Below are 23,098 nucleotides of genomic sequence, written 5' to 3'. Positions count from 1 at the left end.
TCGAGCGGATGCGCGTTTGATCTGGAAAATGACACCCCTTTTGAGTGGCTATCCCCGGGACCGCTTGCCAAAGACTTGGCCAAAGGCCCCAGCACACACCGGATTCGTCCCTTTTCGCTAGCTATCCGAGGACTTGCCACCCGAACGGGGTGCACCGACCGTCGCGCCGGCCTTGACTCCGTTGTCCTTGCCCGAGGAGGGGGCCTCGAAGGACTCCAACGCCTCCAGGACGTCCTGGACACGGGAGATCTCGGCGTTGATGTCCTCGCGGCGCCGGACCAGCACCTCCAGCTCGCGCTTGCCCTCCTCGACCGTGCGCTTGGCCTCGCGGATCGCCTCGGCCTTGAGCTCCTCGGCCTCCCGGACCAGCGTGGACTTCTTCTGCTCGGCCTCCTTGAGCAGCCCCTCCGCCTTCTTCACCGCGGCGATACGGACCTTGCCCGCCTCGGAGTTGGCCTCCGACACGATCTCCTTGGCCTTGGCCTGCGCCTTCGCCAGCTGCTCCTCGGCCGCCTTGACGAGCGCGTCGCAGCGGTCGCCCGCGGACTTCATCGTCTCGGCCGACTCACGGCGGGCCCGCTCGTGCAGCTCCTCGATCTCCGAGGTGATGCGGTCGCGCAGCTCCTCGGCACGCTCCCTTATCTGCGTGGCGTCCCGGCGCGCGCCGACCAGCAGCTCGTCCGCGTCCGTACGGGCCTTCTCCACCAGGGAGTTGCCCTCGACCGTCGCCTCGGACACCAGCCGGTCGGCCTCGGTGCGGGCCGCGCCGACCATCGTGTCGGCCCGCGACTCGGCCTCCGCGGTGGTCTTGTGCGCCTGCTGCTGCGCCTCGGTCAGCAGCTTGTCCGCCTCTGCCGTGGTCTCCGTGATGAGCTTGTCGACCTGCTCGGCCGCCTCGGAGCGTCGCTTGTTGGCGTCCTTGCGGGCCTCGTCCAGCGTGCGGTCGGCCTCCTCGCGCGCACTGCTGACGAGCCGCTCCGCCTCCGCCTCCGCGTCGGTCTTCACACGCGCGGCCTCGGCGCGGACCCGCTCGGCGTGCTGCTGCGCCGAACCGACCGTCTCGGCGGCCTCGGCCCGCAGCCGCTCGGCCTCGCCGGTGGCGTCCCCGACCAGCTGCTCGGCCTTCGCGACCGACTCCGCGCGCACCCGCTCGGCCTCCGTGGCCGCCTCGGCGCGGACCCGCTCGGCCTCGGAGACCGCCTCCGTACGGACCCGCTCGGCCTCGGCGACCGTGTCCATACGCAGCCGGTCGGTCTCCTGGACCGTCTCCGTCGTGAGCCGCTCCGCCTCGTTGCGCGCCTCGGTGATGAGGGTGTCCGCCTGCGTCGCCGCGTCCGACCGGATGCGGTTGGCGTCCTCCCGGGCGTCCGCCCGGGTGCGCGAGGCGGCCTGCTCGGCCTCGGCGATCGCGTCCGACGCCTCCGTGCGCACCCGCTGGGCGTGCTCGGCGACGTCCGTGCGGATCCGCTCCGCCTCCGAGATCGCCTCGGACATCGTCCGCTCGGCGAGCGCCTTGGCGGCCTCGGACTCCTCGTGCGCCTCGCGCCGCAGCCGGCCCGCGTCCTCGCTCGCCCGCTCCCGCTCGGCGTAGGCGTCGGAGCGGACCCGGTCCGCCTCCTCCTGGGCCTCCCGGCGCGTACGGTCCGCCACGTGCTCGGCGGCCGAACGCAGCCCGGCGATCTCGTCCTGGGCCTGCTCGTGCAGCCCCGCGACGGAGTCCCGGACCTGCTGGGCGTGCTGCTCGGCCGCCGACACCATCTCCGTGGCACGGCGGTCGGCCTCCTCGACCAGCCGTACGGCCTCGGTCTGTGCCTCCTCCACGCGCTTGCGCGCCGAGGCCAGCAGCTCCTCGCTCTGCTCGCGGGCCCGCTCGCGCTCCTGATCGGCCTCCTGCCGGGCGCTGCCGAGAAGCTCCTCCGCCTCGCGGCGGCGCCGGTTGGCCTCCTCCTGGGCGGCGGCCAGCGTCTCCGAGGCCTCCGTGCCGAGCCGCTCGGCGGCGGCCTGCGCCTCCGCGCGCATCCGGTCGGCGCTCTCCTGCGCCTCCGACTTCAGCCGCTCGGCCTCGTTCGCCGCCTCCGAGCGCAGCCGTACGGCGACGGCCTCGCCCTCGGCACGCGACGCGGACGCGTCCGCCGCGGCCTCGTCGCGCAGTCGCTCGGCCTCCGCCTCGGCCTGCTGCTGGAGCGCACGGATCCGCTCGGCGGCCTCGGTGCGCAGCCGCTCGTTCTCCTCGGCGGCCTCGCGGCGGATCCGCGCGGCCTCCTCCCGGGCGTCCGACAGCGCCTGCTCGGCGGCCGCCAGCCGCTCCTCGGCCTCACTCTGGAGCCGCGTCAGCTCCTCGGCGGCCTCCGCCCGACGGGCCTCTATGGCTCGCTCGGTCTCCTCGTGCAGCTCCCGCGCCGCGCGCTCGGCGTCCTCCCTGAGCGCCTCGGCCTGCTCGACGACCTCCTCGCGGTGCCGCTCGGCCTCCTGCCGGGTGCGCTGAAGGGTCTCCTCCGCCTGTCGGCGCAGGGTCGTCGCCCGCTCGATGGCCTCCGTGCGGACCTTCTCGCTGTCCGCCTGGGCCGTCGTGCGCAGCTCGTCCGCGTCCGCCTTGGCCTTGGCGAGCAGCTCCTCGGCGGACTTCGCCGCCTCCTCGATCTGCGCCACGGCCTCCTTGCGGGCCTCGGCGCGGATCTTCTCGCCCTCGTCGACCGCGTCCGCCCGCAGCTGCTCGGCCTCGCCGCGCAACCGGCGGGCCTCCTCCTGCAGCTCGACCGTCTTGGCGCGGTACTCCTTGGTGTCGTCCTTCGCCGCGCCCTTGAGCTGCTCGGCGATGTCGTGCGCCTCGGCCCGCAGCCGGTCCGCCTCGGCCTCGGCCTCCGAGCGGATCCGCTCGGCCTCCTCGGCCGCCGCCTTCGTCGTCTTCTTGGCGTCCTCCGACGCCTTGTTCAGGACCTCCTCGGCGGTCCTGGCCGCCTTGGACAGCTGGGTCGCGGTCTCCTCGGCGGTCAGCGTGCGGGCCTTCTCGGAGGCCTCCGCGACGATCTTCTCCGCCTCGGCACGGGCGTCGGCGACCAGCTGCTCGGCCTCGGACTTGGTGTTCTCGGCCTCCTTGGTGGCCTCCTCGACCAGCCGGGCGACCTGCTCCTTGGCGGTGCGCGTACGCGTCTCGTTCGCGGACTCGGCGCTCGCCAGGGCCTTGGCGGCGGCCTCCTTGGCCTCCGTGACCAGCTTCTCCGACTCGGTCTGCGCCTTGCGCAGCGCCTCCTCGGCCTCGGCCATCCGCTGTTCGGCGGCCTTGCTCAGCTCCTGGGCCTCGCGGCGGGCGGACTCCGACTCCGTGGCGGTGGACGTGCGCAGCTGCTCGGCGTGGTCGGTGGCCTCCTGGGCCTGGTTGGAGGCGGCGTTGAGCAGGCGCTCGGCGTCCGTGCGGGCGCGGCGCAGGATCTGCTCGGCCTCGGCCCGGGCCTCCTCGGCCGCGCCCGTCAGCCGCTGCCGGGCCTCCGTCGTCAGCCGCTCGGCCTCCGCGCGGGCGGTGGCCAGGGCCTGCTCGGCCTCGGCCCGGGACTCCTCCAGCAGCCGGCGGGCCTGCTGCTCGGTGCGGGCCCGCAGCTGCTCGGCCCACGCCACGTTCTCGTTGACGTGCGACTCGACCGTCTGGCGGCGCTCGGACAGCTCCTGGTCCAGCTGCTGGCGGCGGGTCACCGCCTCCTGGTGCAGCTCGGCCTGGAGCCGGGCCGCCTGTTCGGCGTGCTCCTGGAGGATCCGCTGGGTCTGGGCCCGGGCCTCGCTCAGCTCCCGGTCGGCGTCCGCGCGGATCTGGTCGGCCTGCATCTGCGCGTTGCGCAGCAACTGCTCGGCCTGCCAGCCGATGTCGCCCCCCTCGAAGGAGGGCCGGGACATGATGGTGCGCCGCGCCTCGTGCAACTTGGCGCGCAGCACCTCGACCTGGTAGCCGAGGTCCTCGGCGTGCTGGATCGCCTTTTCCCGCTCGGTCTTCAGCCGCTTCATCTCGGCTTCGAACCGAGAGAGGTGGTCGACGTCAGCCGCCGGCTCTCGCTCCTGGCTCTCGTAGCCCCGCACTGCGCGGTCCCATCCGTCCCCTGGTCGCAACTCTTTCCGAACGAGCTCCGTCCATCCGCCGAACGGGGCCCCCGGGGAATGGTGTCAGATCATCGGCGGAGCAGAGGCTGCTGCCCCGACGCTCGTCCCCCGAAACCCGGACCCCGGTGGTCCTGCCGTCGCACGGCGGGACCGCGGTCACCCTGGCGTGAGCGGCGACCGCCCCCAACCCTACCGGCCCCTATGTACGAGGGTCAGTGCTCAGGTGACTCAACAGGCGCCGAAGTGACCAGTTCTGTCAGTACGCCATGGCAGTCCTTGGGGTGCAGGAAGGTGATCCGTGACCCCATGGAACCGACTCGCGGCTCTTCGTACAGCACGCGTACGCCCTTGCCCTTGATCTCCTCGGCGTCACCGTCCACATCTGCCGTACCGAAAGCGATGTGGTGGACGCCCTCGCCGTTCTTCGCGAGCCACTTCGCGACGGTGGAGTCCTCCCGGGTCGGCTCCAGGAGCTGCAGGTACGAGGCGCCGCCGTCCGACGTGTCGTTGATCTTGAGCATGGCCTCGCGCACGCCCTGCTCCTCGTTGACCTCGGAGTGGAACACCTCGAAGCCGTAGGTGGCACGGTAGAACTCGACGGTCTTGTCGAGGTCGAAACAGGCGATTCCGATGTGGTCGATTCGCGTCAGCATGGATTCAGTGCAGCGCCCCGGAGGTGGTTACGCAACGTGCGCGCGATCACACCGACAGCCCGATGACGGCACGGAGTGCCACTCAGTACATTCGAAGTAAACCCTCGTTCACTCCTCGGCTGTGCAGCCGGTAAGGGGATCGCAGCTCATGTCTTCTGGAACTTCCGAAGCGAACAGCTCGGTGATCGTCGCGGGAGCGCGTACGCCCATGGGGCGGTTGCTCGGATCGCTGAAGTCCTTCTCCGGAGCCGACCTCGGCGGCTTCGCGATCAAGGCCGCCCTCGACCGTGCGGGGATCGGTGGCGACCAGGTGCAGTACGTGATCATGGGCCAGGTGCTCCAGGCCGGGGCGGGGCAGATCCCGGCCCGTCAGGCCGCGGTCAAGGCCGGCATCCCGATGAACGTGCCCGCGCTGACCATCAACAAGGTGTGTCTGTCGGGCCTCGACGCCATCGCGCTCGCCGACCAGCTCATCCGCGCGGGTGAGTTCGACATCGTCGTCGCCGGTGGCCAGGAGTCCATGACCAACGCACCGCACCTGCTGCCGAAGTCCCGTGACGGCTTCAAGTACGGCGCCGTCCAGATGCTCGACTCCATGGCCCACGACGGTCTGACCGACTCCTTCGAGGGCGTCGCCATGGGCGAGTCCACGGAGAAGCACAACACCCGCCTGGGCATCGCGCGGCCCGAGCAGGACGAGATCGCCGCGCTGTCGCACCAGCGGGCCGCGGCCGCGCAGAAGAACGGCCTGTTCGAGGCGGAGATCACGCCCGTCGAGATCCCGCAGCGCAAGGGCGACCCGGTGCTGTTCAGCAAGGACGAGGGGATCCGCGGTGACACGACCGTGGAGTCGCTCGGGAAGCTGCGTCCGGCGTTCTCCAAGGACGGCACGATCACGGCCGGTTCCGCCTCGCAGATCTCCGACGGTGCCGCCGCCGTCGTCGTGATGAGCAAGGCCAAGGCGCAGGAGCTGGGCCTGGAGTGGATCGCCGAGATCGGAGCGCACGGCAACGTGGCCGGGCCGGACAACTCGCTCCAGTCGCAGCCGTCCAACGCGATCCTGCACGCGCTGAAGAAGGAGGGCCTGGAGGTCTCGGACCTCGACCTCATCGAGATCAACGAGGCCTTCGCGGCCGTGGCCGTGCAGTCCATGAAGGACCTCGGGGTGTCCACCGAAAAGGTGAATGTCAACGGTGGGGCCATTGCCCTGGGTCACCCGATCGGGATGTCCGGTGCGCGTCTCGTGCTGCACCTCGCGCTGGAGTTGAAGCGGCGCGGCGGTGGCGTGGGCGCGGCCGCGCTGTGCGGTGGCGGCGGGCAGGGTGACGCGCTGATCGTGCGCGTGCCCAAGGCCTGAGTTCCGGTACGTCCCTTCCCGGTACGTCCCCCTGATCTGAACGGAGCTGTGATGCAGGACGTCTCCACCCTGGTGGCCCAGGCCAGGGAAGGCCGGCCACGGGCCGTGGCCCGGCTGATCTCCCTGGTGGAGGGGGCGTCCCCGCAGCTGCGGGAGGTCATGGCGGCGCTCGCGCCGCTGACGGGCGGGGCGTACGTGGTGGGACTGACCGGGTCGCCCGGGGTCGGCAAGTCCACGTCGACCTCGGCGCTGGTCTCCGCGTACCGCAAGCAGGGCAAGCGGGTCGGCGTGCTCGCCGTCGACCCGTCGTCCCCGTTCTCGGGCGGTGCGCTGCTCGGGGACCGGGTGCGTATGTCGGAGCACGCGTCCGACCCGGGCGTGTACATCCGTTCGATGGCCACGCGCGGGCACCTGGGCGGGCTGGCCTGGTCGGCTCCCCAGGCGATCCGGGTGCTCGACGCCGCCGGCTGCGACGTGATCCTGGTCGAGACGGTGGGCGTGGGGCAGTCGGAGGTGGAGATCGCCTCCCAGGCCGACACGTCCGTGGTGCTGCTCGCGCCGGGGATGGGCGACGGGATCCAGGCGGCCAAGGCCGGGATCCTGGAGATCGGCGACGTGTACGTCGTGAACAAGGCGGACCGGGACGGGGCGGACGCGACGGCTCGCGAGCTGAACCACATGCTGGGGCTGGGGGAGGCCCGGGGGCCGGGTGACTGGCGTCCGCCGATCGTGAAGACGGTCGCCGCGCGGGGGGAGGGCGTGGACGAGGTCGTCGAGGCCCTGGAGAAGCACCGGGCCTGGATGGAGGAGCGGGGCGTGCTGGCGGAGCGGCGGCTGTCGCGGGCGTCGCGGGAGGTCGAGACGATCGCGGTGACGGCGCTGCGGGAGCGGATCGGGGACCTGCACGGCGACCGCCGCCTCGGGGCACTCGCGGAGCGGATCATCGCGGGCGAACTTGATCCCTACCGGGCGGCTGACGAGCTGGTGGCCGGGTTGACGGAGGGCTGAGGCTGTCGGCGCGTCGTGCGGCAGCGGGGCGTGCCCGGCGCCGGGCGACCGTTCCTTCCACGACGGTGGACTCAGCGCCAGTCGTCGATCACGTAGGCGTCCGGGTGGCTGTAGCCGGGTTCGTTGGGCTTGTGCATGGTCACGCCCTGCAGCCAGGTACGGAAACCGCGGTCCACCATGAGCCGGTAGGCATCCTGGCGGGCCAGGCTCACTCCGGCGTCCAGTTGCCCCAGACCCTTCTCGGAGGCCAGCTGCTCGCACGCGTTCAGCAGCCGTTCGAACCGGTCCGCGGCGCCCGGGCCAGGGCGTACGGCGCCGAATTTGACGAAGCACACGTCCTCACCGGCCTCCGTCCCGCCTCCGCAGTGGCAGACAGCCAGACCGTCGAGGCCGGAGTCGGCGCCCTCGAGGAGGACGGTGTCGCCGAGTCCCCGTGCCTGTGTGGCCGTGATCTCGCGCTCCAGGCTCAGGCCCTCGTACACGGCCGCCGTCAGTGCGCGGCCGAGGCGCAGTGCCTCGGGCCGCTCGGCGGCGGTCAGCTCGCCGTACAGCACTCGGCCGGGGACCGCGGCAGTGACGGCGACCTGCTTCTTCATGATGGCCGTGAGGAATCGGGGCCAGAAGCCGTACCGGCGGTAGAGCTCGAGGTGCTTGGGACTGTGCGAGAAGGTGAACAGGCCGAGGTGGCGGTTCTCCCAGGTGTCGAAGCAGGTCATGACCGGTTCCATGAGGTGCCTGCCGATGCCCCGGTCCCACAGATCGGGCCGTACGGTCAGCGGGCCGAAGAAGCCGACGCTGCCCCAGTCGGCGGCGAAGTTCGATCCGACGACCTCGCCCTCGACGGTCGCCGCGAAGGCCGCGTGCGGATCTGCCGCCCAGCGGGTGCGGACGTAGTCGGCGGTCCCGAAGAACGACTCCGGCTCAGGGGCCCCGAGGAAGGTCCCGAACGCGACCCTGAAGATCTCGTCGGCCCGAGCCAGGTCCGGCTCGGCCAGCGGGCGGACCGACACCGGGGCGGCGGCGCTCGTTCGCTTCGCTGCGGGCATGACCGCTCTCCTCTCACCCCCGGTTCCATCGCACCACGGACGCGCGCCGAGGGCGAAGCGTCAGGTCCGGCGGCACCTCGAGGATCGAGCGGCCGCGTCCCCCGACGACCGTGCGGCACCCCGTTGTGCCGGGCGGTGGACCCACCCGGACCGGTCACCCCACGCGCGACACCCCGGCGTCCGCACGGACGCCGGGGCGAATGAAGACGGACGGCTGCTGATCAGTCCTGGTCGTCGGCGTCGTCCGCGTCGTCGTCCTGCGCGTCGGAGCGGTCCGCCGTGACCTTGCCCGACGTGAGGTCGACCTTCCAGTCCTGCTCGGCGCCGCCGGACGTGCGCGTCTCGGCCTCCCAGGACTTGTCCTTGCCGTCCTCGTCGAGGCCGACGGACGTCACCACGCCCTTGCCGGCGGCAGCCTTCGCGGCCTCCTCGGCCGTCACCGACGAGCCCTTCAGGGCCGCCCGGACCTGCGTCGTGTCGTCCTCGTCGTCGGTGTGCGCACCGAGGACCTTGCCGCCGGCCGGGTCGACGCTCACGCTGTGCCAGGTGTTGTCGCCGGACAGGACGTCGACCTTCCAGACCACCTTGGCGCTGTCGTCCTCGTCGTCCAGCTCGGCGGAGACCGCCGTGCCCGACGTGTGCTTCAGTGCGGAGGCGATCGCCTCGGACGCCGTCACGTCCGCCGAAACCGTCTTCTCGGCGTCGTCCCGGTCGTCCCGGCCGCCGTCGTCGTCCTGATCGTCCCGGACGTCGTCGTTCGACAGCTGGGTGGTGGCCGCCTGCCGCGCCGAGCCCTGGTCGTCTCCCGTGGTCGCGAGGGCCGTGGCCGTCCCGCCTCCGATCAGAGCGGCGGCGGTCACAGCGGCGATCACGATGTTGCGCTTCATGCGGATTCCTCCCGAGTCGTTTTGTTTTCGACGTCTTCGACTCTGGCTGACGGAGGCTGAGTGGAACCTGAAGCCCCCTGAAGGGATCTTCAGGTTCCCTTTGCGACTCTTTACGCATGCGCCTGTTGATCGTGGAGGACGAGAAGCGGCTGGCCCTGTCGCTCGCCAGGGGCCTGACGGCCGAGGGGTACGCCGTGGACGTCGTCCACGACGGACGGGAGGGGCTCTACCAGGCCTCGGAGGGCACGTACGACCTGGTCATCCTCGACATCATGCTGCCCGGCCTCAACGGCTACCGGGTCTGCGCCGCCCTGCGTGCCGCCGGGCACGAGGTGCCGATCCTGATGCTGACGGCCAAGGACGGCGAGTACGACGAGGCCGAGGGGCTCGACACGGGCGCGGACGACTATCTGACCAAGCCGTTCTCGTACGTCGTGCTCGTCGCCCGGGTCAAGGCGCTGCTGCGGCGGCGCGGGCAGGGCGCGGGTGCCTCACCCGTGCATGTGCACGGGGATCTGAAGGTGGACACCGCGGCCCGGCGGGTGTTCCTGGGTGAGGACGAGGTGACCCTCACCGCCAAGGAGTTCTCCGTGCTGGAGCAGCTCGTGCTGCGGGCGGGCGAGGTGGTGTCCAAGTCCGAGATTCTGGAGCACGTCTGGGACTTCGCGTACGAGGGCGATCCGAACATCGTCGAGGTGTACGTCAGCACGCTGCGGCGGAAGCTGCGGGCGGGGCTGATCCGGACCGTGCGGGGGGCCGGATACCGGCTGGAGACGTCGTCGTGAGCCGGCTGTTCGGGTCCGTCCGGGCGCGGGCCACGCTGGGGGCGACCCTGGTGGTCGCGGTGGCGCTCGTCGCGGCCGGGGCCGCCGTGCTGCTGTCCCTGCGGTCCAACCTCATCGGCGAGGCCGGTACCCAGGCGGAGCGTTCCGCGCGGGCGGTCGCCTCCGAGCTGGCGGCCGGTACGCCGTACGACAAGCTCTCGGGTCTCGACGGCGACGACGGGCCCGTGCAGGTCCTGGACGAGCACGGCCGACTGGTCGCGGCCAGTGAGGATCTGGAGCGGATCAGCGGGACCGACACCGACCGGGTGAAGCCGCAGCCTGCGGTGAAGCCTTCCGGGGACGACGACGATGACGACGACGCGGCCGAGCCCCTCGAAGCCGGTGAGATCTCCGGGGAGAGCGTCTTCAGCAACGGGTCCGCGACCATCGACGGCGACGCGGAGGACTACCGGTTCGCCGCCGTCGAGGTGGAGACCCACGACCGGGGGCACCTCACGGTCTACGCCGGTTCCCCGCTGGCCGCCGAGCACGGGGCCGTGCGCACCGCGCTGACGGTGATGCTGATCGGGTTCCCGCTGCTGCTCGGTGTCGTCGCGGCCGTGACCTGGCTGGTCACCCGCAGGGCCCTGCGGCCGGTGGAGGGGATCCGGCGCGAGATGGCCGCGATCACCCGGTCCGAGGACCTCGCGCGGCGCGTTCCGGAGCCGGACACGCACGACGAGATCGCCCGGCTCGCCAGCACCACCAACGAGACGCTCGCGGCGCTGGAGACGTCCGTGGAGCGGCAGCGGCGGTTCGTCGCCGACGCCTCCCACGAGCTGCGCAGCCCGATCGCCTCGCTGCGGACCCAGCTGGAGGTGGCCGCCGCGCACCCCGAACTGCTGGACCTGGACGGGGCCGTGGAGGACACCGTCCGGCTGCAACGGCTGGCGGCCGACCTGCTGCTGCTCGCCCGGCTGGACGCGGGGGAGCGGCTGGGCGACGCGCGGGTCGACCTCGCCGGGCTGGCCCGGGAGGCGGCCGAGGGGCGGACGGGTGTCACCGTGGACGCGGAGTCGGCGGAGGTGGCCGGCTCGCGGGGGCAGTTGGGGAGGGTGCTCGCCAATCTGCTCGACAATGCCCAGCGGCATGCCCGGTCGGCCGTGACCGTGAGCGTGCGGCGGGAGGGCGAGCGGGCCGTGGTCGGGGTGGCCGACGACGGTGACGGGGTGCCCGAGGACGACCGGGAGCGGATCTTCGAACGGTTCGTCCGGCTGGACGCGGCCCGCAGCCGCGACGACGGCGGGGCCGGACTGGGGCTCGCCATCGCCCGGGACGTCGCAGTCCGGCACGGCGGTACGCTCACGGCCGGACGGGGACCCGCAGGCGGAGCCCTGTTCGAACTCCGCCTGCCGCTCGTCTAGCGGGTCTGCGGTGGCGGGCGCTGTGGTTACGGGCGCCCGCGCTGGCCGCGCAGGTGCTCCGCGATGGGCTTGAGGGCCTTGTCGAGCTCGGTCAGGGCCTCGGGGGACAGCAGGTCGATGAAGTGCCTGCGCACGGACGCCACATGGTGGGGCGCGACCTTCTGCATCGTCGTCATCCCGTGGTCGGTCAGGACCGCGTAGAGGCCCCGGCGGTCCGACTCGCAGTTCTCCCGCCGGACGAGGTTCGCGTTCTCCATGCGCGTGATCTGGTGCGAGAGGCGGCTCTTGGACTGGAGGGTGGCGGAGGCGAGGTCGCTCATCCGCATCCTCTGGCCCTCGGACTCGGAGAGATTCACCAGGATCTCGTAGTCGTTCATTGTCAAGCCGAACGGCTGCAGGTCCTTCTCGAGCTGGTACGTCAACAGCCTGTTGACCTCCAGGTGGGTGCGCCAAGCGCACTGCTCCGCATCGGTCAGCCAGCGGGTGGCCGTCTCGGTCTCCATGAATGAAGTCTACCTAAAATGTTGAAAGGCGAACTAGTGAGGGGTGGCGTGTGACCGCGCACGCCTGGCGAACAGCAGTGCGCAGACGTTCGATGTCACACTCCGCAGACTACCGCTCACAGCCCGAAGCGACGCTGGAGGTCCCCCAGCTGTCCGGGAAGGCGCGGTACGCCGGCCTGCCCGGCCTGGGGGCCGTGCGCCCCGCCGCCGGGCACGCCGGCCTGGTGCGGAACGGTCCCCGTGGCCTGCTCCGCCATCAGGGTCTCGGACGACTGGAGCAGCACCGTCCCGGCGCCGACGAACTCGAACTGGTGCTCCTCGCCGGAGGCCCCGCCCAGGCCTGTCAGTGCACGTAGACCGCCCATCACGCCGGTCATGTACCCATGGTCGTAGTGGTGGCACGGGGAGGGGCAGTCGGCCCAGCCGACCAGGGCCTGTGGGTCGACCCTGATCGGGGGTTCCATGAACACCACCGGTCCGTTCGACGCGGCCACGAACTTTCCGGTTCCGATGAGGGTCAGAAAACCCGGCACGATTGATTGCTTCAGCGACAGAGTTGGCTGAAAAGCAAGCAGGTTGCCGGAGCGAATGGTCAGGTTGCCGTCCTCGAGGTCGTACGAATTGACGTCGAACGCCCGGTCGGCGAGGAGCATCTTGCCCGAGCCCTCCGCCACGACCCAGTCGCTCGCGTGCAGTGGCGAATGGAAGGATGTGCGCACGAGACGGTCCAGCCGACCGTGCCCGACGCCGTTGAAGTCGATCGCCCCGTAGTAGGCGATCATCTTCCCCTTCTGCAGGAACCACTGGCTCCCCTTCAGCTCCACGCAGAAGGTGTACGCGTTGACGTTGTCGTCGGCCGGCAGCGTCGCCGGGTCGAGGACCACGGGGCCGGCGCCGGGGCTTCCGTACGTGCTCACAGCTTCTCCTCCGACGCCTGGACGTACACCGCACCGCTGCCGGTGAGCTCCAGCTGGAACGCCTCGCCCGAGCCGCGGCCCACCATGTCCCGCCAGCCGAGCGCCGTGGACAGTTTGTTGCGGACGTCGCCGTGGTGGGCGACGTAGGCCTGCGGGTCCACATGGACCGGCCGCTGCGGGCTGATCGGGATCTCGATGACGCCGCCGTGCGCCATGACCGCGACGGCCCCGTGGCCCTTCAGCGTCGTCGTGAACAGCCCCTGGCCGCTCACCTGGCCCCGCACCATGCCCATGACGCCGCCCTGCGAGCCGAGGAACATCGTGCCCTGCTGGAGCGTGCCCTCGAAGGCCAGGAGGCGGTCCGCCTCCACACAGAGGGTGTCGCCGGAGAGCCGGATCACCTGGATGTGATGCCCGCCGTGCCCGAAGAGGACCGTGCCGCTGCCCTCGACGGTCATCAGGGGGGTGTCCTCGTTGGCGACCCGGCGGCCGATCATCGACATGATCCCGCCCTGGCCGCCCGCCGTGTTGGGCGTGAAGGACACCTCGCCCTTGTACGCGAGCATCGCGCCGCGCTGACTGAACAGCCGCTGCCCCGGCGCGACCGTCGCCTCGACCATCTTTCCGTTGATCTCCCGGAAGGCCATCACACGTCTCCCGCGATCGTGTTCCGCTCGCTCGGCTGCACGTACACCAGGCCGTCCCCCTCGAACCGCATCTGGAAGGCCTCGCCGCCGCCCTCCCCGAGCAGCGTGCGGAACGTCACACCGGACTGGAAGGACTGCCGCAGATTCCCCTGGTGCGCCACGTACGCGCCCGGGTCGACGGTCAGTGGGTACTGCGCGCTCACCCGCAGCACCACCGCCGGGCCGTCCGACATGATCGCCGCCTGGCCGTGGCCCTCGACGGTCGTCGTGAAGAGCCCGTTGCCCTGCGAGGCGCCGCGCAGCCCCGTGAACTCCGTACCCGTGCGCAGCCCGCCGTCGGTCGCGAGCAGGTTGCTCGACTCGACGTAGAGCCGGTCGCCCTGGACGCTGACCAGGTTGATCTCGGAGGCGCGGTCCGCGAACCAGCACGTCCCGCGCCCCTTCACCTCCATCAACGTCATCTGCTCACCGGTCAGCCGCCGGGTCACCATGCCCCGGATGCCCTCGCCGCCACCGCTGAGCTTCTTGAAGGCCATCTCCCCGTCGTACGCGACCATCGAGCCGTTCTTCGCCTTCACGGCATCCCCGGTCATGTCGACGGCGAGCACCTTGCTGCTCTGAAGTCGGAACATCGCCACGTACGGGAAGGTATCCGCAGGCCGGGCCCCGCGGACAGGGCCCGTGGGTGGAGAACGTCCCTGAGCGCACCCCTAGGGGCCGGGGGTGCCGACGGTTTGCCACAATGGGCGGACGCTTGTGCGTGCGTTCACAAACCGTTTCTCTCCCACCGAAGGTGACCCGTGGACCTCAAGACCGCCACCGCCCTCCGCCGCCTCCGCCTGGTCTCGGCCCCCGAGGCGATCTCCTTCCTCCTCCTGCTGGTCTGCTCGGTGCTGAAGCGGACCACGGACTTCAACGCCGTGCCGGTGATGGGGGCGGTGCACGGTGCGCTCTTCGTCCTCTACGTCATCTTCTGGGCCGACGCCTGGAACCGGGCCAAGTGGTCGCTGAAGACCGCCGCGCTGTACTTCGTGCTCTCGGTGCTCCCGGCCGGCGGCTTCTACGCGGAGCGCAAGCTGCGGCGCGAGGCCGAGGACGCCGTCATCGCGACCCGCGCGCGCAAGGAAGGCGTGGTGGGCGCGTGATCGTCGCCTTTTCCGTGACGCCGCTCGGCGTCGGTGAGGACGTGGGGGAGTACGTCGCCGACGCCGTGCGGGTGGTGCGCGAGTCGGGGCTGCCGAACCGTACCGACGCGATGTTCACGTCCGTGGAGGGAGAGTGGGACGAGGTCATGGACGTCGTCCGGCGCGCGGTCGCCGCGGTCGAGCGACGGGCGCCCCGGGTCTCCCTCGTCCTCAAGGCGGACATCCGTCCCGGCGTGACGGACGGCCTCACCTCCAAGGTGGAGACGGTGGAGCGGCACCTCGCCCCGTAGGTGCCGCGAACGCGGTGATGCGCCGGCTCCCGTGACGGCCCGCCCGAAGGGCGAGACAGGGCTGACCGCCATGTGACCGGCCGGTAAGGTCGGGTTCGTGCCGAAGCCGCTCAGTCTCTCCTTCGATCCGATCGCGCGCGCCGACGAACGCTGGAAGCAGCGCTGGGGAAACGTGCCGTCCATGGCCGCGATCACCTCGATCATGCGCGCCCAGCAGATCCTCCTCGCCGAGGTCGACGCGGTGGTCAGGCCGTACGGGCTGACGTTCGCGCGCTACGAGGCGCTGGTGCTGCTCACCTTCTCCAAGTCCGGCGAGCTGCCGATGTCCAAGATCGGCGAGCGGCTCATGGTGCACCCCACGTCCGTGACGAACACCGTGGACCGGCTGGTGAAGTCGGGTCTGGTCGCCAAGCGTCCCAACCCGAACGACGGCCGCGGCACCCTCGCCAGCATCACCGACAAGGGCCGCGAGGTCGTCGAGTCGGCCACCCGCGACCTGATGGCGATGGACTTCGGGCTCGGGACGTACGACGCCGAGGAGTGCGCGGAGATCTTCGCGATGCTGCGGCCGCTGCGCGTCTCGGCGGGCGACTTCCAGGAGGAGTGACCCGGGGCAAGATCTCCCGGAACGGGTCGTTACGCTCGACGGCATGAAGAAGAGCGTGCTGACCCGCTATCGGGTCATGGCCTACGTCACCGGTGTGCTGCTCGTCGCGCTGACCCTCGGCATGGTCGGCAAGTACGTCCTGGATCTGGGCGGCGCCGCTGATTTCACCCAGGTGGTCAGCATCGCGCACGGCTGGTTGTACGTCGTGTACCTGATCTTCGCCTTCGACCTCGGCTCCAAGGCGAAGTGGCCGGTCAAGAAGCAGCTGTGGGTGCTGCTGGCCGGCACGATCCCCACGGCCGCGTTCTTCGTCGAGCGCAGGATCAGCCGCGAGCTGGAGGGCAGGCTCGCCGAGGACGCGCCCGCGCCGGTCAAGGCTTAGAGTCGCCGGGCCGCCGCCCGCGCGCGTGCGGCGGCCGTTCTCACCCGTTCGCCAGGTCACTCCCGTCAGCCATCGACATTTACTAGGACGTCCAAGTAAATTCAGGGGTATGGACGCTGACGCCATCGAGGAGGGCCGCCGCCGCTGGCAGGCCCGGTACGACGCCGCACGCAAGCGCGAGGCCGACTTCACCACGCTCTCCGGCGACCCCGTGGAGCCGGTGTACGGGCCGCGGCCCGGTGACACCTACGAGGGATTCGACCGGATCGGCTGGCCGGGGGAGTACCCCTTCACCCGCGGTCTGTACGCGACCGGGTACCGAGGGCGCACGTGGACCATCCGGCAGTTCGCCGGGTTCGGCAACGCCGAGCAGACCAACGAGCGCTACAAGATGATCCTCCGCAACGGCGGAGGCGGGCTCTCCGTCGCCTTCGACATGCCGACCCTCATGGGCCGCGACTCCGACGACCCGCGCTCACTGGGCGAGGTCGGGCACTGCGGGGTCGCCATCGACTCGGCGGCCGACATGGAGGTCCTGTTCAAGGACATCCCGCTCGGTGACGTCACGACGTCGATGACCATCAGCGGCCCGGCCGTCCCCGTCTTCTGCATGTACCTGGTCGCCGCCGAACGGCAGGGCGTCGACCCGTCCGTCCTCAACGGCACGCTCCAGACGGACATCTTCAAGGAGTACATCGCTCAGAAGGAGTGGCTCTTCCAGCCCGAGCCGCACCTGCGGCTCATCGGCGACCTCATGGAGCACTGCGCGGCCGGCATCCCCGCGTACAAGCCGCTGTCCGTCTCCGGCTACCACATCCGCGAGGCCGGCTCGACGGCCGCGCAGGAGCTGGCGTACACGCTGGCGGACGGCTTCGGATACGTCGAACTGGGCCTGTCGCGCGGGCTGGACGTGGACGTCTTCGCCCCCGGCCTGTCCTTCTTCTTCGACGCGCACGTCGACTTCTTCGAGGAGATCGCCAAGTTCCGCGCGGCCCGGCGGATCTGGGCCCGCTGGATGCGTGACGTCTACGGCGCGCAGTCCGAGAAGGCCCAGTGGCTCCGCTTCCACACCCAGACCGCGGGGGTCTCCCTCACCGCGCAGCAGCCGTACAACAACGTCGTACGGACGGCTGTGGAGGCGCTGGCGGCCGTGCTCGGCGGGACCAACTCGCTGCACACCAACGCGCTCGACGAGACCCTCGCCCTGCCGAGCGAGCAGGCGGCGGAGATCGCGCTGCGCACGCAGCAGGTGCTGATGGAGGAGACCGGCGTCGCCAACGTGGCCGACCCGCTGGGCGGTTCCTGGTACGTCGAGCAGCTGACCGACCGCATCGAGGCGGACGCGGAGAAGATCTTCGAGCAGATCAAGGAGCGCGGGCTGCGGGCGCACCCCGACGGGCGGCACCCCATCGGCCCGATCACCTCCGGCATCCTGCGCGGGATCGAGGACGGCTGGTTCACCGGGGAGATCGCCGAATCGGCGTTCCGGTACCAGCAGGCCCTGGAGAAGGGCGACAAGAGGGTCGTCGGCGTGAACTGTCACGACGGGTCGGTGACCGGGGACCTGGAGATCCTGCGGGTCAGCCACGAGGTGGAGCGCGAGCAGGTCCGGGTCCTCGGCGGGCGCAAGGCGGCCCGCGACGACGCCGCGGTGCGCACCGCGCTCGACGCCATGCTGGCCGCCGCCCGCAGCGGCGCCAACATGATCGAGCCGATGCTGGACGCGGTACGGGCGGAGGCCACGCTCGGTGAGATCTGCGGCGTGCTGCGGGACGAGTGGGGGGTGTACACGGAGCCGGCCGGGTTCTGACCCGCGGCCTGCCGTGCGAACGGCAGACCCTAGCCGCCCAGCCCGTGCAGCAGCACCCTGGTGAAGCTGCGGACCCATTCCTCGTCCGCCGGTTCCGCGCTCACCAGGGTCCGGTGCACCACCGCACCCGCCACCATGTCGAAGATCAGGTCCACCGTGCGGTCGGCCGAGGCGGAATCCGGCTCCGGGGGGAGTTCGCCCCGGTCCTGGGCCCGCGCGCGACCCTCCAGGACCAGGCGCTTCTGGCGGTCGACGACCGAGGCCCGGATGCGTTCGCGCAGCGCCTCGTCGCGGGTGGCCTCCGCCACCACCGCCATCAGGCCGCTCCTCGCCTCCGGCAGAGCCAGGATCGCGGCGAACTGCAGGACCACACCCTCGATGTCGGCGGCCAGTGAGCCGCGGTCGGGGAGTTCCAGCTCGTCGAAGAGTTCCGCCACCGCGTCGACGACCAGTTCGTTCTTGCCCGCCCAGCGGCGGTAGAGCGTGGTTTTCGCAACCCCGGCGCGCGTCGCGACGTCTCCCAGGGTGAGTTTGGACCAGCCCAGTTCCACGAGCGCCTCGCGCGTCGCGGCCAGGATCGCGGCGTCCGCCGTGGCGCTGCGCGGGCGCCCGGTGCGGCTGGCTGGGCTGCGGCTCTGCATCTTCCGACCATAAACCGGCCATTCCCGCGGGACGCCGTGAGGGAGATCACCGGGGGGTGGTGTCCCGGCGGTACGGTGTGGCATTACGCTACGACTCGTAGCGAAAGCCCGTGAGGGACGTACACGGGCCTTGGCACACCCGGCGTGGGGTGGGGACCCGGCGCCGAAGGGGACGGACCGGCCCGGCTTCCACACCGTTTTTCACACGCGCGCGCAGGACGGGGGAGGATAGGCGCATGCAGCCACGGAACATGTCCATGAGCGGAGTCGTCGACCTCGCCGCGGTGAAGGCGGCCCAGGAGGCCAAGGCGAAGGCGGAGCAGGCGCGCGCGCAAGCAGCCCGCGAGGGCGGGACGGGGGCGATCTCCCCGGCCGATCTCGTCATCGACGTCGACGAGGCGGGGTTCGAGCAGGACGTCCTGCAGCGTTCCGCCGAAGTGCCCGTCGTCATCGACTTCTGGGCCGAGTGGTGTGAGCCCTGCAAGCAGCTCAGCCCGGTCCTGGAGCGGCTGGCCGTCGAGTACAACGGCCGCTTCCTGCTCGCCAAGGTCGACGTCGACGCCAACCAGATGCTGATGCAGCAGTTCGGCATCCAGGGAATCCCCGCGGTCTTCGCGGTCGTCGCGGGGCAGGCGCTGCCCCTCTTCCAGGGGGCGGCGGGCGAGGCGCAGATCCGCCAGACCCTCGACCAGCTGGTGCAGGTCGGAGAGCAGCGCTTCGGTCTGACCGGTCTCACCGTCGACCCCGAGGCCGAGCCGGGCGGCGCCCAGGCGGCGGCTCCCGAGCGGCCGGCCGGCCCGCACGACGGGCTCCTCGAGGCCGCCGTGCAGGCGCTCGACTCGGGTGATCTGTCCGGTGCCGTCCAGGCGTACAAGAACGTGCTGAACGAGGACCCGGGCAACGAGGAGGCCAAACTGGGTCTCGCGCAGGCCGAGTTGCTTCAGCGGGTACAGGGCGTCGACCCGCAGCAGGTGCGCCGGGACGCGGCCGACAAGCCGGCCGACGTGCAGGCGCAGATCGCCGCCGCCGACCTGGATCTGGTGGGCGGCCATGTCGAGGACGCCTTCGGCCGGCTCATCGAGACGGTGTCGCGCACGGTGGGTGACGACCGGGACACCGTGCGGATGCGGCTGGTGGAGCTGTTCGAGGTCGTCGGGCCCGACGATCCCCGCGTGATCGCGGCGCGCAGGGCCCTGGCGCGCGCCCTGTTCTGACCAGTCGTTAAACGCGCGGGCTTGTGGTGCCCGCGTGAAAAGTTTGCCCACGGAGGGTCACTGCGGCCGCGCTTTACCAAAACTTGGTAATCGCGGCCGCTGTTACTGCGAGTAAGTCATGGGCGTTGATCTGTCGGATTCTGTCCATCGATCAACAGCTTTGTGCCGCCCCCCGACAGCACCCTGTGTGGCCGACCGAGACCGATGGGTCGTTGTTCGGTTATCCGGCCGTTACTAGCCAGTAACGAACCCCCTTGTGCGGGCGGCGAGAATGCACCACGATCGGCCACGCTCGGTCCATTCCCGTACCCCGGCAGCCGGTTGGGTCGCGGGACAACCTGGGTCCCCACCGAGCAGAGCCGGCGGCAGTGGCGCCGGCTCTTGGACAGGGGGGTCTTCGCCCTTCCGGCGAAGCCTGTCCAGCAGGGTTGTGCGTGATGCGTGTCAGGCGCGACCAGTGGTTGTCGCTCGGGGGTGATCGCCGGTGATTCGGGCGCAGTTGCGCCGCCGAGCGCAGGCGCTCTCCTTCCCGAGGACGTAGCACTTCTCCCATCCCTGCCCGGCTGAGCGCCAATCGGGGCGAGTCAGGACAGGCGATGTACGTCCGAGAAGGAGGAAATATGGAGTCCCAGGTGCGTGGCGGGACCAGATGGAAGCGGTTCGCTGTGGTGATGGTGCCCAGCGTCGCCGCTGCGGCATGTGTGGGTGTAGGACTCGCGCAGGGCGCGCTGGCCGCGTCGTTCAGCGTCTCCGGCCAGCAGTTCAAGGTGTCGGCCAGTCACCTGCACGGTGAGGGTTTCGCTCAGTACGGCGGAATCGACAGCGTCTACACCTCGACCGACGGTGAGAAGAAGACGCAGGTTCCCGTCGCGATCTCGTCGTTCGACGACGCGACGATCAGCAAGATGTGCCAGTCGGTCGCGACGCCGATCCCCCTCATAGGCAAGACGGTCTACCTCCGTCTTGAGGCGGGGAACGACGCCAAGAAGCCGGTCAAGGCAGAGAACCTCTACATCGACGTCGCCCAGCTCGACGCCGATGCGGAGTTCAAGAACATCGACATCGGTGTCGCGGTCAAGGACAAGACCCGTGGTCCTGCGGTCAAGGACACGAAGACCACGCTGCCGGGCGGCTTCGCCCAGCAGGCCGAGTCGGCCGACCTCTACGGCGTCAAGCAGACGGCGTGGGCGACGACGGCGGGCACGTTCAAGCTCAGCGGCCTGTCGATGAAGCTCGGCATGGACAAGGGCATGGAGTGCTACTGACAGCCTCCGTCCCACGGGTGTCCGGGGGCGGCTGACCCGTCCCCTTCGAGGGGCGGGGAGGCCGTCGCTTCCCCGCCCCTCGGGCCCGGCCCTGTGCCGGGCCGCTACACAGACTTAGACTTTCCGGCTTCTCCACACGCCTACGGCCGAGCCGGTACGTACCTCCATCGGACCGAGGGAGCTGTTTTCCATGAGTGCCGAGACTCCGGTCCAGAGCGCCGGGACTTTCGCCCGGTTGCGTCTGCGATTCCGTGACTGGCGGGGCACCCGGCCGTTCTGGGCAGGCCTGTTCACCATCCTCGGCGGGGTGCCGATCGCCTACTTCCCCTACGCCACCCTCAAGTTGGGCACCATGTCGCTCACCATGGCGACCACCGCGGGTGCCGGCTCCCTCATCATCGGGGTCCTGCTGATCACACTGGGTCTGACCATGTGGTTCCAGCAGGCGACGCGTGTCTTCGCCGGTGTCGCGGCGATCATCCTGGCCCTGGTGTCGCTGGTGGTCTCCAACATCGGAGGCTTCCTCATCGGTTTCCTGCTGTCCATGCTCGGCGGCGCTCTCGCCGTCGCCTGGGTGCCGGGCAAGTCGGAGGAGACGAGGAAGGGGCGTCGGGCGGCCGGCAAGGGACCGAAGGGGGATGGAGCCGTGGAGCCCTCTTCCGAGGGCCCGGCCGGTGAGACGGGCGGGACCCACGCCCCGTTCGGGACCGGCGACGACGGCACCGCGGAGGGCGTCCGGCCCGAGGCCCACAACGGGGGGTACCGTGTCGGCTGACCCCCGCGACGGTTCTCCCGCCGCCCAGGCGAAGGCGAGAACGGGGCCACGTCACGCGGCTCCCAAGAAGCCGCTCTTCACCCGGTTCCAGATGCCTGCCGGCAAGGCGATAGCCATGGCGGCGATGCCCACCGCGGTCCTCATGGGCATGGGATTCACCCCCACGCTCGCCCTCGCCGACGAGCAGCCGTCGACCTCCAACAGCCTGAAGGCCGACGAGTACAAGGACTGCCTCGCGGCGCTGGAGGACGACAAGGACGGCGCCTCCCCGTCGCCCTCGGCGAGCGAGAGCGAGGCCGCGGGCGACGAGGACAAGGACGCGGCCGAGCCGAGTCCCTCGACGTCCGCCGGCTCGGACGCGGGTGCGGACAAGGGCGACTCGTCCTCTTCGTCGGATTCAGGTTCCGACGACAAGGGCGACAAGACCGAGCCCACCCCGACCCCTTCGGCATCCGAGGGCACGTCGGGCGAGGACGACGAGGCGACGCCCAGCCCGTCGGCCTCCCAGAGCGGCGGCAACGTCCTCGAGGACATCGGCGACGCGATCGGCGGCATCTTCAACGGCGGCAAGTCCACCGAGAGCCCGAGCCCGACGCCCTCCGCGTCCGCCTCGCCGTCCGGGGACACGAGCAAGGCCGAGGACACCGAGACGTCCTCGGACACGAGCGAGGACGACGCGTCCGACGCCGTCGAGAAGACGACCGACACGGTCGAGGACACCGTCAAGGACACGACGGACGCGGCATCGAAGGCGGCCGGGGACACGAGCAAGGCCGTCGAGAAGGCGGCCGAGGATGCGGCAGAGAAGGCCACCGCCTCTCCCAGCCCGTCCGCGAGCCCCTCCGTGGACCCCGAGGACTGCCCGGCCGCCACGGACGCCGAGGGCGGGGTGGACAACGAGCTCCTCGTGCCCGACGAGCCCTGGCGCCTGGAGGCCAGCTCGCTGACGCTGAAGGGTGCCGACTACCAGGGCATCGTCGAGGTGAAGACCGCGAGCGGCGCCACCAAGAAGGTCCTGAAGTACGTCATCAACGACGGGACCGACATCGGGGACCTGCACCAGCTCGTCACGGACAAGCAGTCCGGCAAGACCCACCACGTCCAGGCGGCCAAGGGGTCGAAGTCCACGATCACCGACGGCAAGACGGTGATGTACACGGAGAAGATCTCGGGCAACCTGCTCGGCCTGATCCCGGTCACGTTCGACCCGGAGCACCCGCCGCCCCTGAACATCCCGCTGATCTACTTCACCAACGTGAAGGTCGTCCAGGCCGGCCAGTTCGGCGGCACGCTGACGGTGCCGGGGCTGCATCAGTACGTGACCGACTGATCCGGTCTTCTCCGGGAGCCGCGAAAGGACTGTGCCCCGCCGGGCCTCGAACCGGCGGGGCACAGTGCTGTGCCTCGCCGGTTCATCGCCCGGCGGGGACGTAGTCGAACGTAAACCCGAATAAGGCTTTCGTGAACGGATTCCCGATGTCATGATGATCGCGTCCCCGTGGGGAGGGGGGCGAAGGCTGCGTGCTGACCACACGCACTACATTCGGGGACTCTCATTTCCTGACTTTCCTTGCGGGCGCGCCGTCGGCTGACCACCGGCCGGGCGTCGACGGGACCCTTTGTCATGCCTCCTTCCTGTGTGGACCGACAGACCATTCGGACTGACCACCCGTGGAG

At 70.6% G+C, this 23,098-nt stretch carries 22 protein-coding genes; 13 read left to right on the top strand and 9 right to left on the bottom strand.

The features are described from left to right. Nucleotides 1-117 precede the first annotated feature (117 nt). Nucleotides 118-4,065, bottom strand: a complete 3,948-nt coding sequence (gene scy / locus BJ965_RS11960; protein WP_184908642.1) for a polarized growth protein Scy — start codon at nucleotides 4,063-4,065, stop codon at nucleotides 118-120. Between the two features lie 233 nt (nucleotides 4,066-4,298). Next, entirely contained in the window at nucleotides 4,299-4,739 is a 441-nt protein-coding gene (mce, locus tag BJ965_RS11955) for a methylmalonyl-CoA epimerase (protein WP_030854295.1), read from the bottom strand. 148 nt (nucleotides 4,740-4,887) lie between these two features. Here mce and BJ965_RS11950 point away from each other — a divergent pair, with 148 nt between their 5' ends. Beyond that, nucleotides 4,888-6,096 (top strand): acetyl-CoA C-acetyltransferase, encoded by a 1,209-nt coding sequence (locus BJ965_RS11950; protein ID WP_184908641.1) that lies wholly within the window; start codon nucleotides 4,888-4,890, stop codon nucleotides 6,094-6,096. Between the two features lie 51 nt (nucleotides 6,097-6,147). Next, on the top strand, nucleotides 6,148-7,104 hold the full coding sequence (gene meaB / locus BJ965_RS11945; RefSeq protein ID WP_184908640.1) for a methylmalonyl Co-A mutase-associated GTPase MeaB: 957 nt from the start codon (nucleotides 6,148-6,150) through the stop codon (nucleotides 7,102-7,104). Nucleotides 7,105-7,175: 71 nt separating this feature from the next. On the opposite strand, the gene BJ965_RS11940 is transcribed toward meaB, so the two are convergent. Next, nucleotides 7,176-8,150, bottom strand: a complete 975-nt coding sequence (locus BJ965_RS11940; protein WP_184908639.1) for a GNAT family N-acetyltransferase — start codon at nucleotides 8,148-8,150, stop codon at nucleotides 7,176-7,178. A gap of 221 nt (nucleotides 8,151-8,371) precedes the next feature. Next, nucleotides 8,372-9,037: a PepSY domain-containing protein gene (locus BJ965_RS11935; RefSeq protein ID WP_184908638.1), complete on the bottom strand. Its 666-nt coding sequence runs from the start codon at nucleotides 9,035-9,037 to the stop codon at nucleotides 8,372-8,374. 116 nt (nucleotides 9,038-9,153) lie between these two features. Between BJ965_RS11935 and BJ965_RS11930 the strand changes: the two genes are divergently transcribed. Further along, the gene (locus tag BJ965_RS11930) at nucleotides 9,154-9,822 is read left to right on the top strand and encodes a response regulator transcription factor (RefSeq protein ID WP_030854302.1); all 669 of its coding nucleotides are present in this window, start codon (nucleotides 9,154-9,156) and stop codon (nucleotides 9,820-9,822) included. Beyond that, complete coding sequence (locus BJ965_RS11925; protein WP_184908637.1) at nucleotides 9,819-11,225, top strand: sensor histidine kinase; 1,407 nt, start codon at nucleotides 9,819-9,821, stop codon at nucleotides 11,223-11,225. Before BJ965_RS11930 ends, BJ965_RS11925 begins: the two co-directional genes overlap by 4 nt. Before the next feature lie 26 nt (nucleotides 11,226-11,251). On the opposite strand, the gene BJ965_RS11920 is transcribed toward BJ965_RS11925, so the two are convergent. The 4 genes from BJ965_RS11920 to BJ965_RS11905 form a co-directional block, all read right to left on the bottom strand. Further along, nucleotides 11,252-11,728: a MarR family winged helix-turn-helix transcriptional regulator gene (locus BJ965_RS11920; RefSeq protein ID WP_030854309.1), complete on the bottom strand. Its 477-nt coding sequence runs from the start codon at nucleotides 11,726-11,728 to the stop codon at nucleotides 11,252-11,254. 116 nt (nucleotides 11,729-11,844) lie between these two features. Continuing rightward, nucleotides 11,845-12,645, bottom strand: a complete 801-nt coding sequence (locus BJ965_RS11915; RefSeq protein ID WP_184908636.1) for an AIM24 family protein — start codon at nucleotides 12,643-12,645, stop codon at nucleotides 11,845-11,847. Continuing rightward, complete coding sequence (locus BJ965_RS11910) at nucleotides 12,642-13,292, bottom strand: AIM24 family protein (RefSeq protein WP_184908635.1); 651 nt, start codon at nucleotides 13,290-13,292, stop codon at nucleotides 12,642-12,644. Before BJ965_RS11910 ends, BJ965_RS11915 begins: the two co-directional genes overlap by 4 nt. Continuing rightward, the gene (locus BJ965_RS11905; protein ID WP_184917079.1) at nucleotides 13,292-13,924 is read right to left on the bottom strand and encodes an AIM24 family protein; all 633 of its coding nucleotides are present in this window, start codon (nucleotides 13,922-13,924) and stop codon (nucleotides 13,292-13,294) included. The genes BJ965_RS11910 and BJ965_RS11905 overlap by 1 nt, the downstream gene beginning before the upstream one ends. A gap of 168 nt (nucleotides 13,925-14,092) precedes the next feature. Here BJ965_RS11905 and BJ965_RS11900 point away from each other — a divergent pair, with 168 nt between their 5' ends. From BJ965_RS11900 to BJ965_RS11880, 5 genes are all read left to right on the top strand, one after another. Further along, complete coding sequence (locus tag BJ965_RS11900; protein WP_184908634.1) at nucleotides 14,093-14,437, top strand: DUF3817 domain-containing protein; 345 nt, start codon at nucleotides 14,093-14,095, stop codon at nucleotides 14,435-14,437. Next, nucleotides 14,434-14,727 carry an MTH1187 family thiamine-binding protein gene (locus BJ965_RS11895; protein ID WP_184908633.1) on the top strand — a complete coding sequence of 98 codons (294 nt, stop codon included), beginning with the start codon at nucleotides 14,434-14,436 and terminating at the stop codon, nucleotides 14,725-14,727. The genes BJ965_RS11900 and BJ965_RS11895 overlap by 4 nt, the downstream gene beginning before the upstream one ends. A gap of 97 nt (nucleotides 14,728-14,824) precedes the next feature. Then, nucleotides 14,825-15,334 (top strand): MarR family winged helix-turn-helix transcriptional regulator, encoded by a 510-nt coding sequence (locus BJ965_RS11890; RefSeq protein ID WP_030854326.1) that lies wholly within the window; start codon nucleotides 14,825-14,827, stop codon nucleotides 15,332-15,334. Between the two features lie 43 nt (nucleotides 15,335-15,377). Continuing rightward, a complete protein-coding gene (locus BJ965_RS11885) occupies nucleotides 15,378-15,716 on the top strand; it encodes a DUF3817 domain-containing protein (protein WP_184908632.1) in 339 nt (112 codons plus the stop codon). A gap of 109 nt (nucleotides 15,717-15,825) precedes the next feature. Then, entirely contained in the window at nucleotides 15,826-17,526 is a 1,701-nt protein-coding gene (locus BJ965_RS11880; protein WP_030854332.1) for an acyl-CoA mutase large subunit family protein, read from the top strand. 29 nt (nucleotides 17,527-17,555) lie between these two features. Here the strand turns inward: BJ965_RS11880 and BJ965_RS11875 are convergent, their stop codons facing one another. Beyond that, entirely contained in the window at nucleotides 17,556-18,167 is a 612-nt protein-coding gene (locus BJ965_RS11875) for a TetR/AcrR family transcriptional regulator (RefSeq protein ID WP_184908631.1), read from the bottom strand. 236 nt (nucleotides 18,168-18,403) lie between these two features. Here BJ965_RS11875 and BJ965_RS11870 point away from each other — a divergent pair, with 236 nt between their 5' ends. The 4 genes from BJ965_RS11870 (at nucleotide 18,404) to BJ965_RS11855 (ending at nucleotide 22,751) form a co-directional block, all read left to right on the top strand. Further along, nucleotides 18,404-19,381: a tetratricopeptide repeat protein gene (locus BJ965_RS11870; protein ID WP_184908630.1), complete on the top strand. Its 978-nt coding sequence runs from the start codon at nucleotides 18,404-18,406 to the stop codon at nucleotides 19,379-19,381. 620 nt (nucleotides 19,382-20,001) lie between these two features. Then, nucleotides 20,002-20,646 carry a DUF6230 family protein gene (locus BJ965_RS11865; RefSeq protein ID WP_184908629.1) on the top strand — a complete coding sequence of 215 codons (645 nt, stop codon included), beginning with the start codon at nucleotides 20,002-20,004 and terminating at the stop codon, nucleotides 20,644-20,646. Between the two features lie 190 nt (nucleotides 20,647-20,836). Further along, the gene (locus tag BJ965_RS11860) at nucleotides 20,837-21,421 is read left to right on the top strand and encodes a DUF6114 domain-containing protein (RefSeq protein WP_184908628.1); all 585 of its coding nucleotides are present in this window, start codon (nucleotides 20,837-20,839) and stop codon (nucleotides 21,419-21,421) included. A gap of 91 nt (nucleotides 21,422-21,512) precedes the next feature. Beyond that, complete coding sequence (locus tag BJ965_RS11855; protein WP_221513107.1) at nucleotides 21,513-22,751, top strand: hypothetical protein; 1,239 nt, start codon at nucleotides 21,513-21,515, stop codon at nucleotides 22,749-22,751. The last annotated feature ends 347 nt before the right edge of the window (nucleotides 22,752-23,098 follow it).

The organism is Streptomyces luteogriseus, from assembly GCF_014205055.1.
In the GTDB taxonomy this organism is placed as follows: domain Bacteria; phylum Actinomycetota; class Actinomycetes; order Streptomycetales; family Streptomycetaceae; genus Streptomyces; species Streptomyces luteogriseus.
Note: the sequence above shows the minus strand (reverse complement) of the source record. Positions and strands in the feature narration are given on the sequence as shown.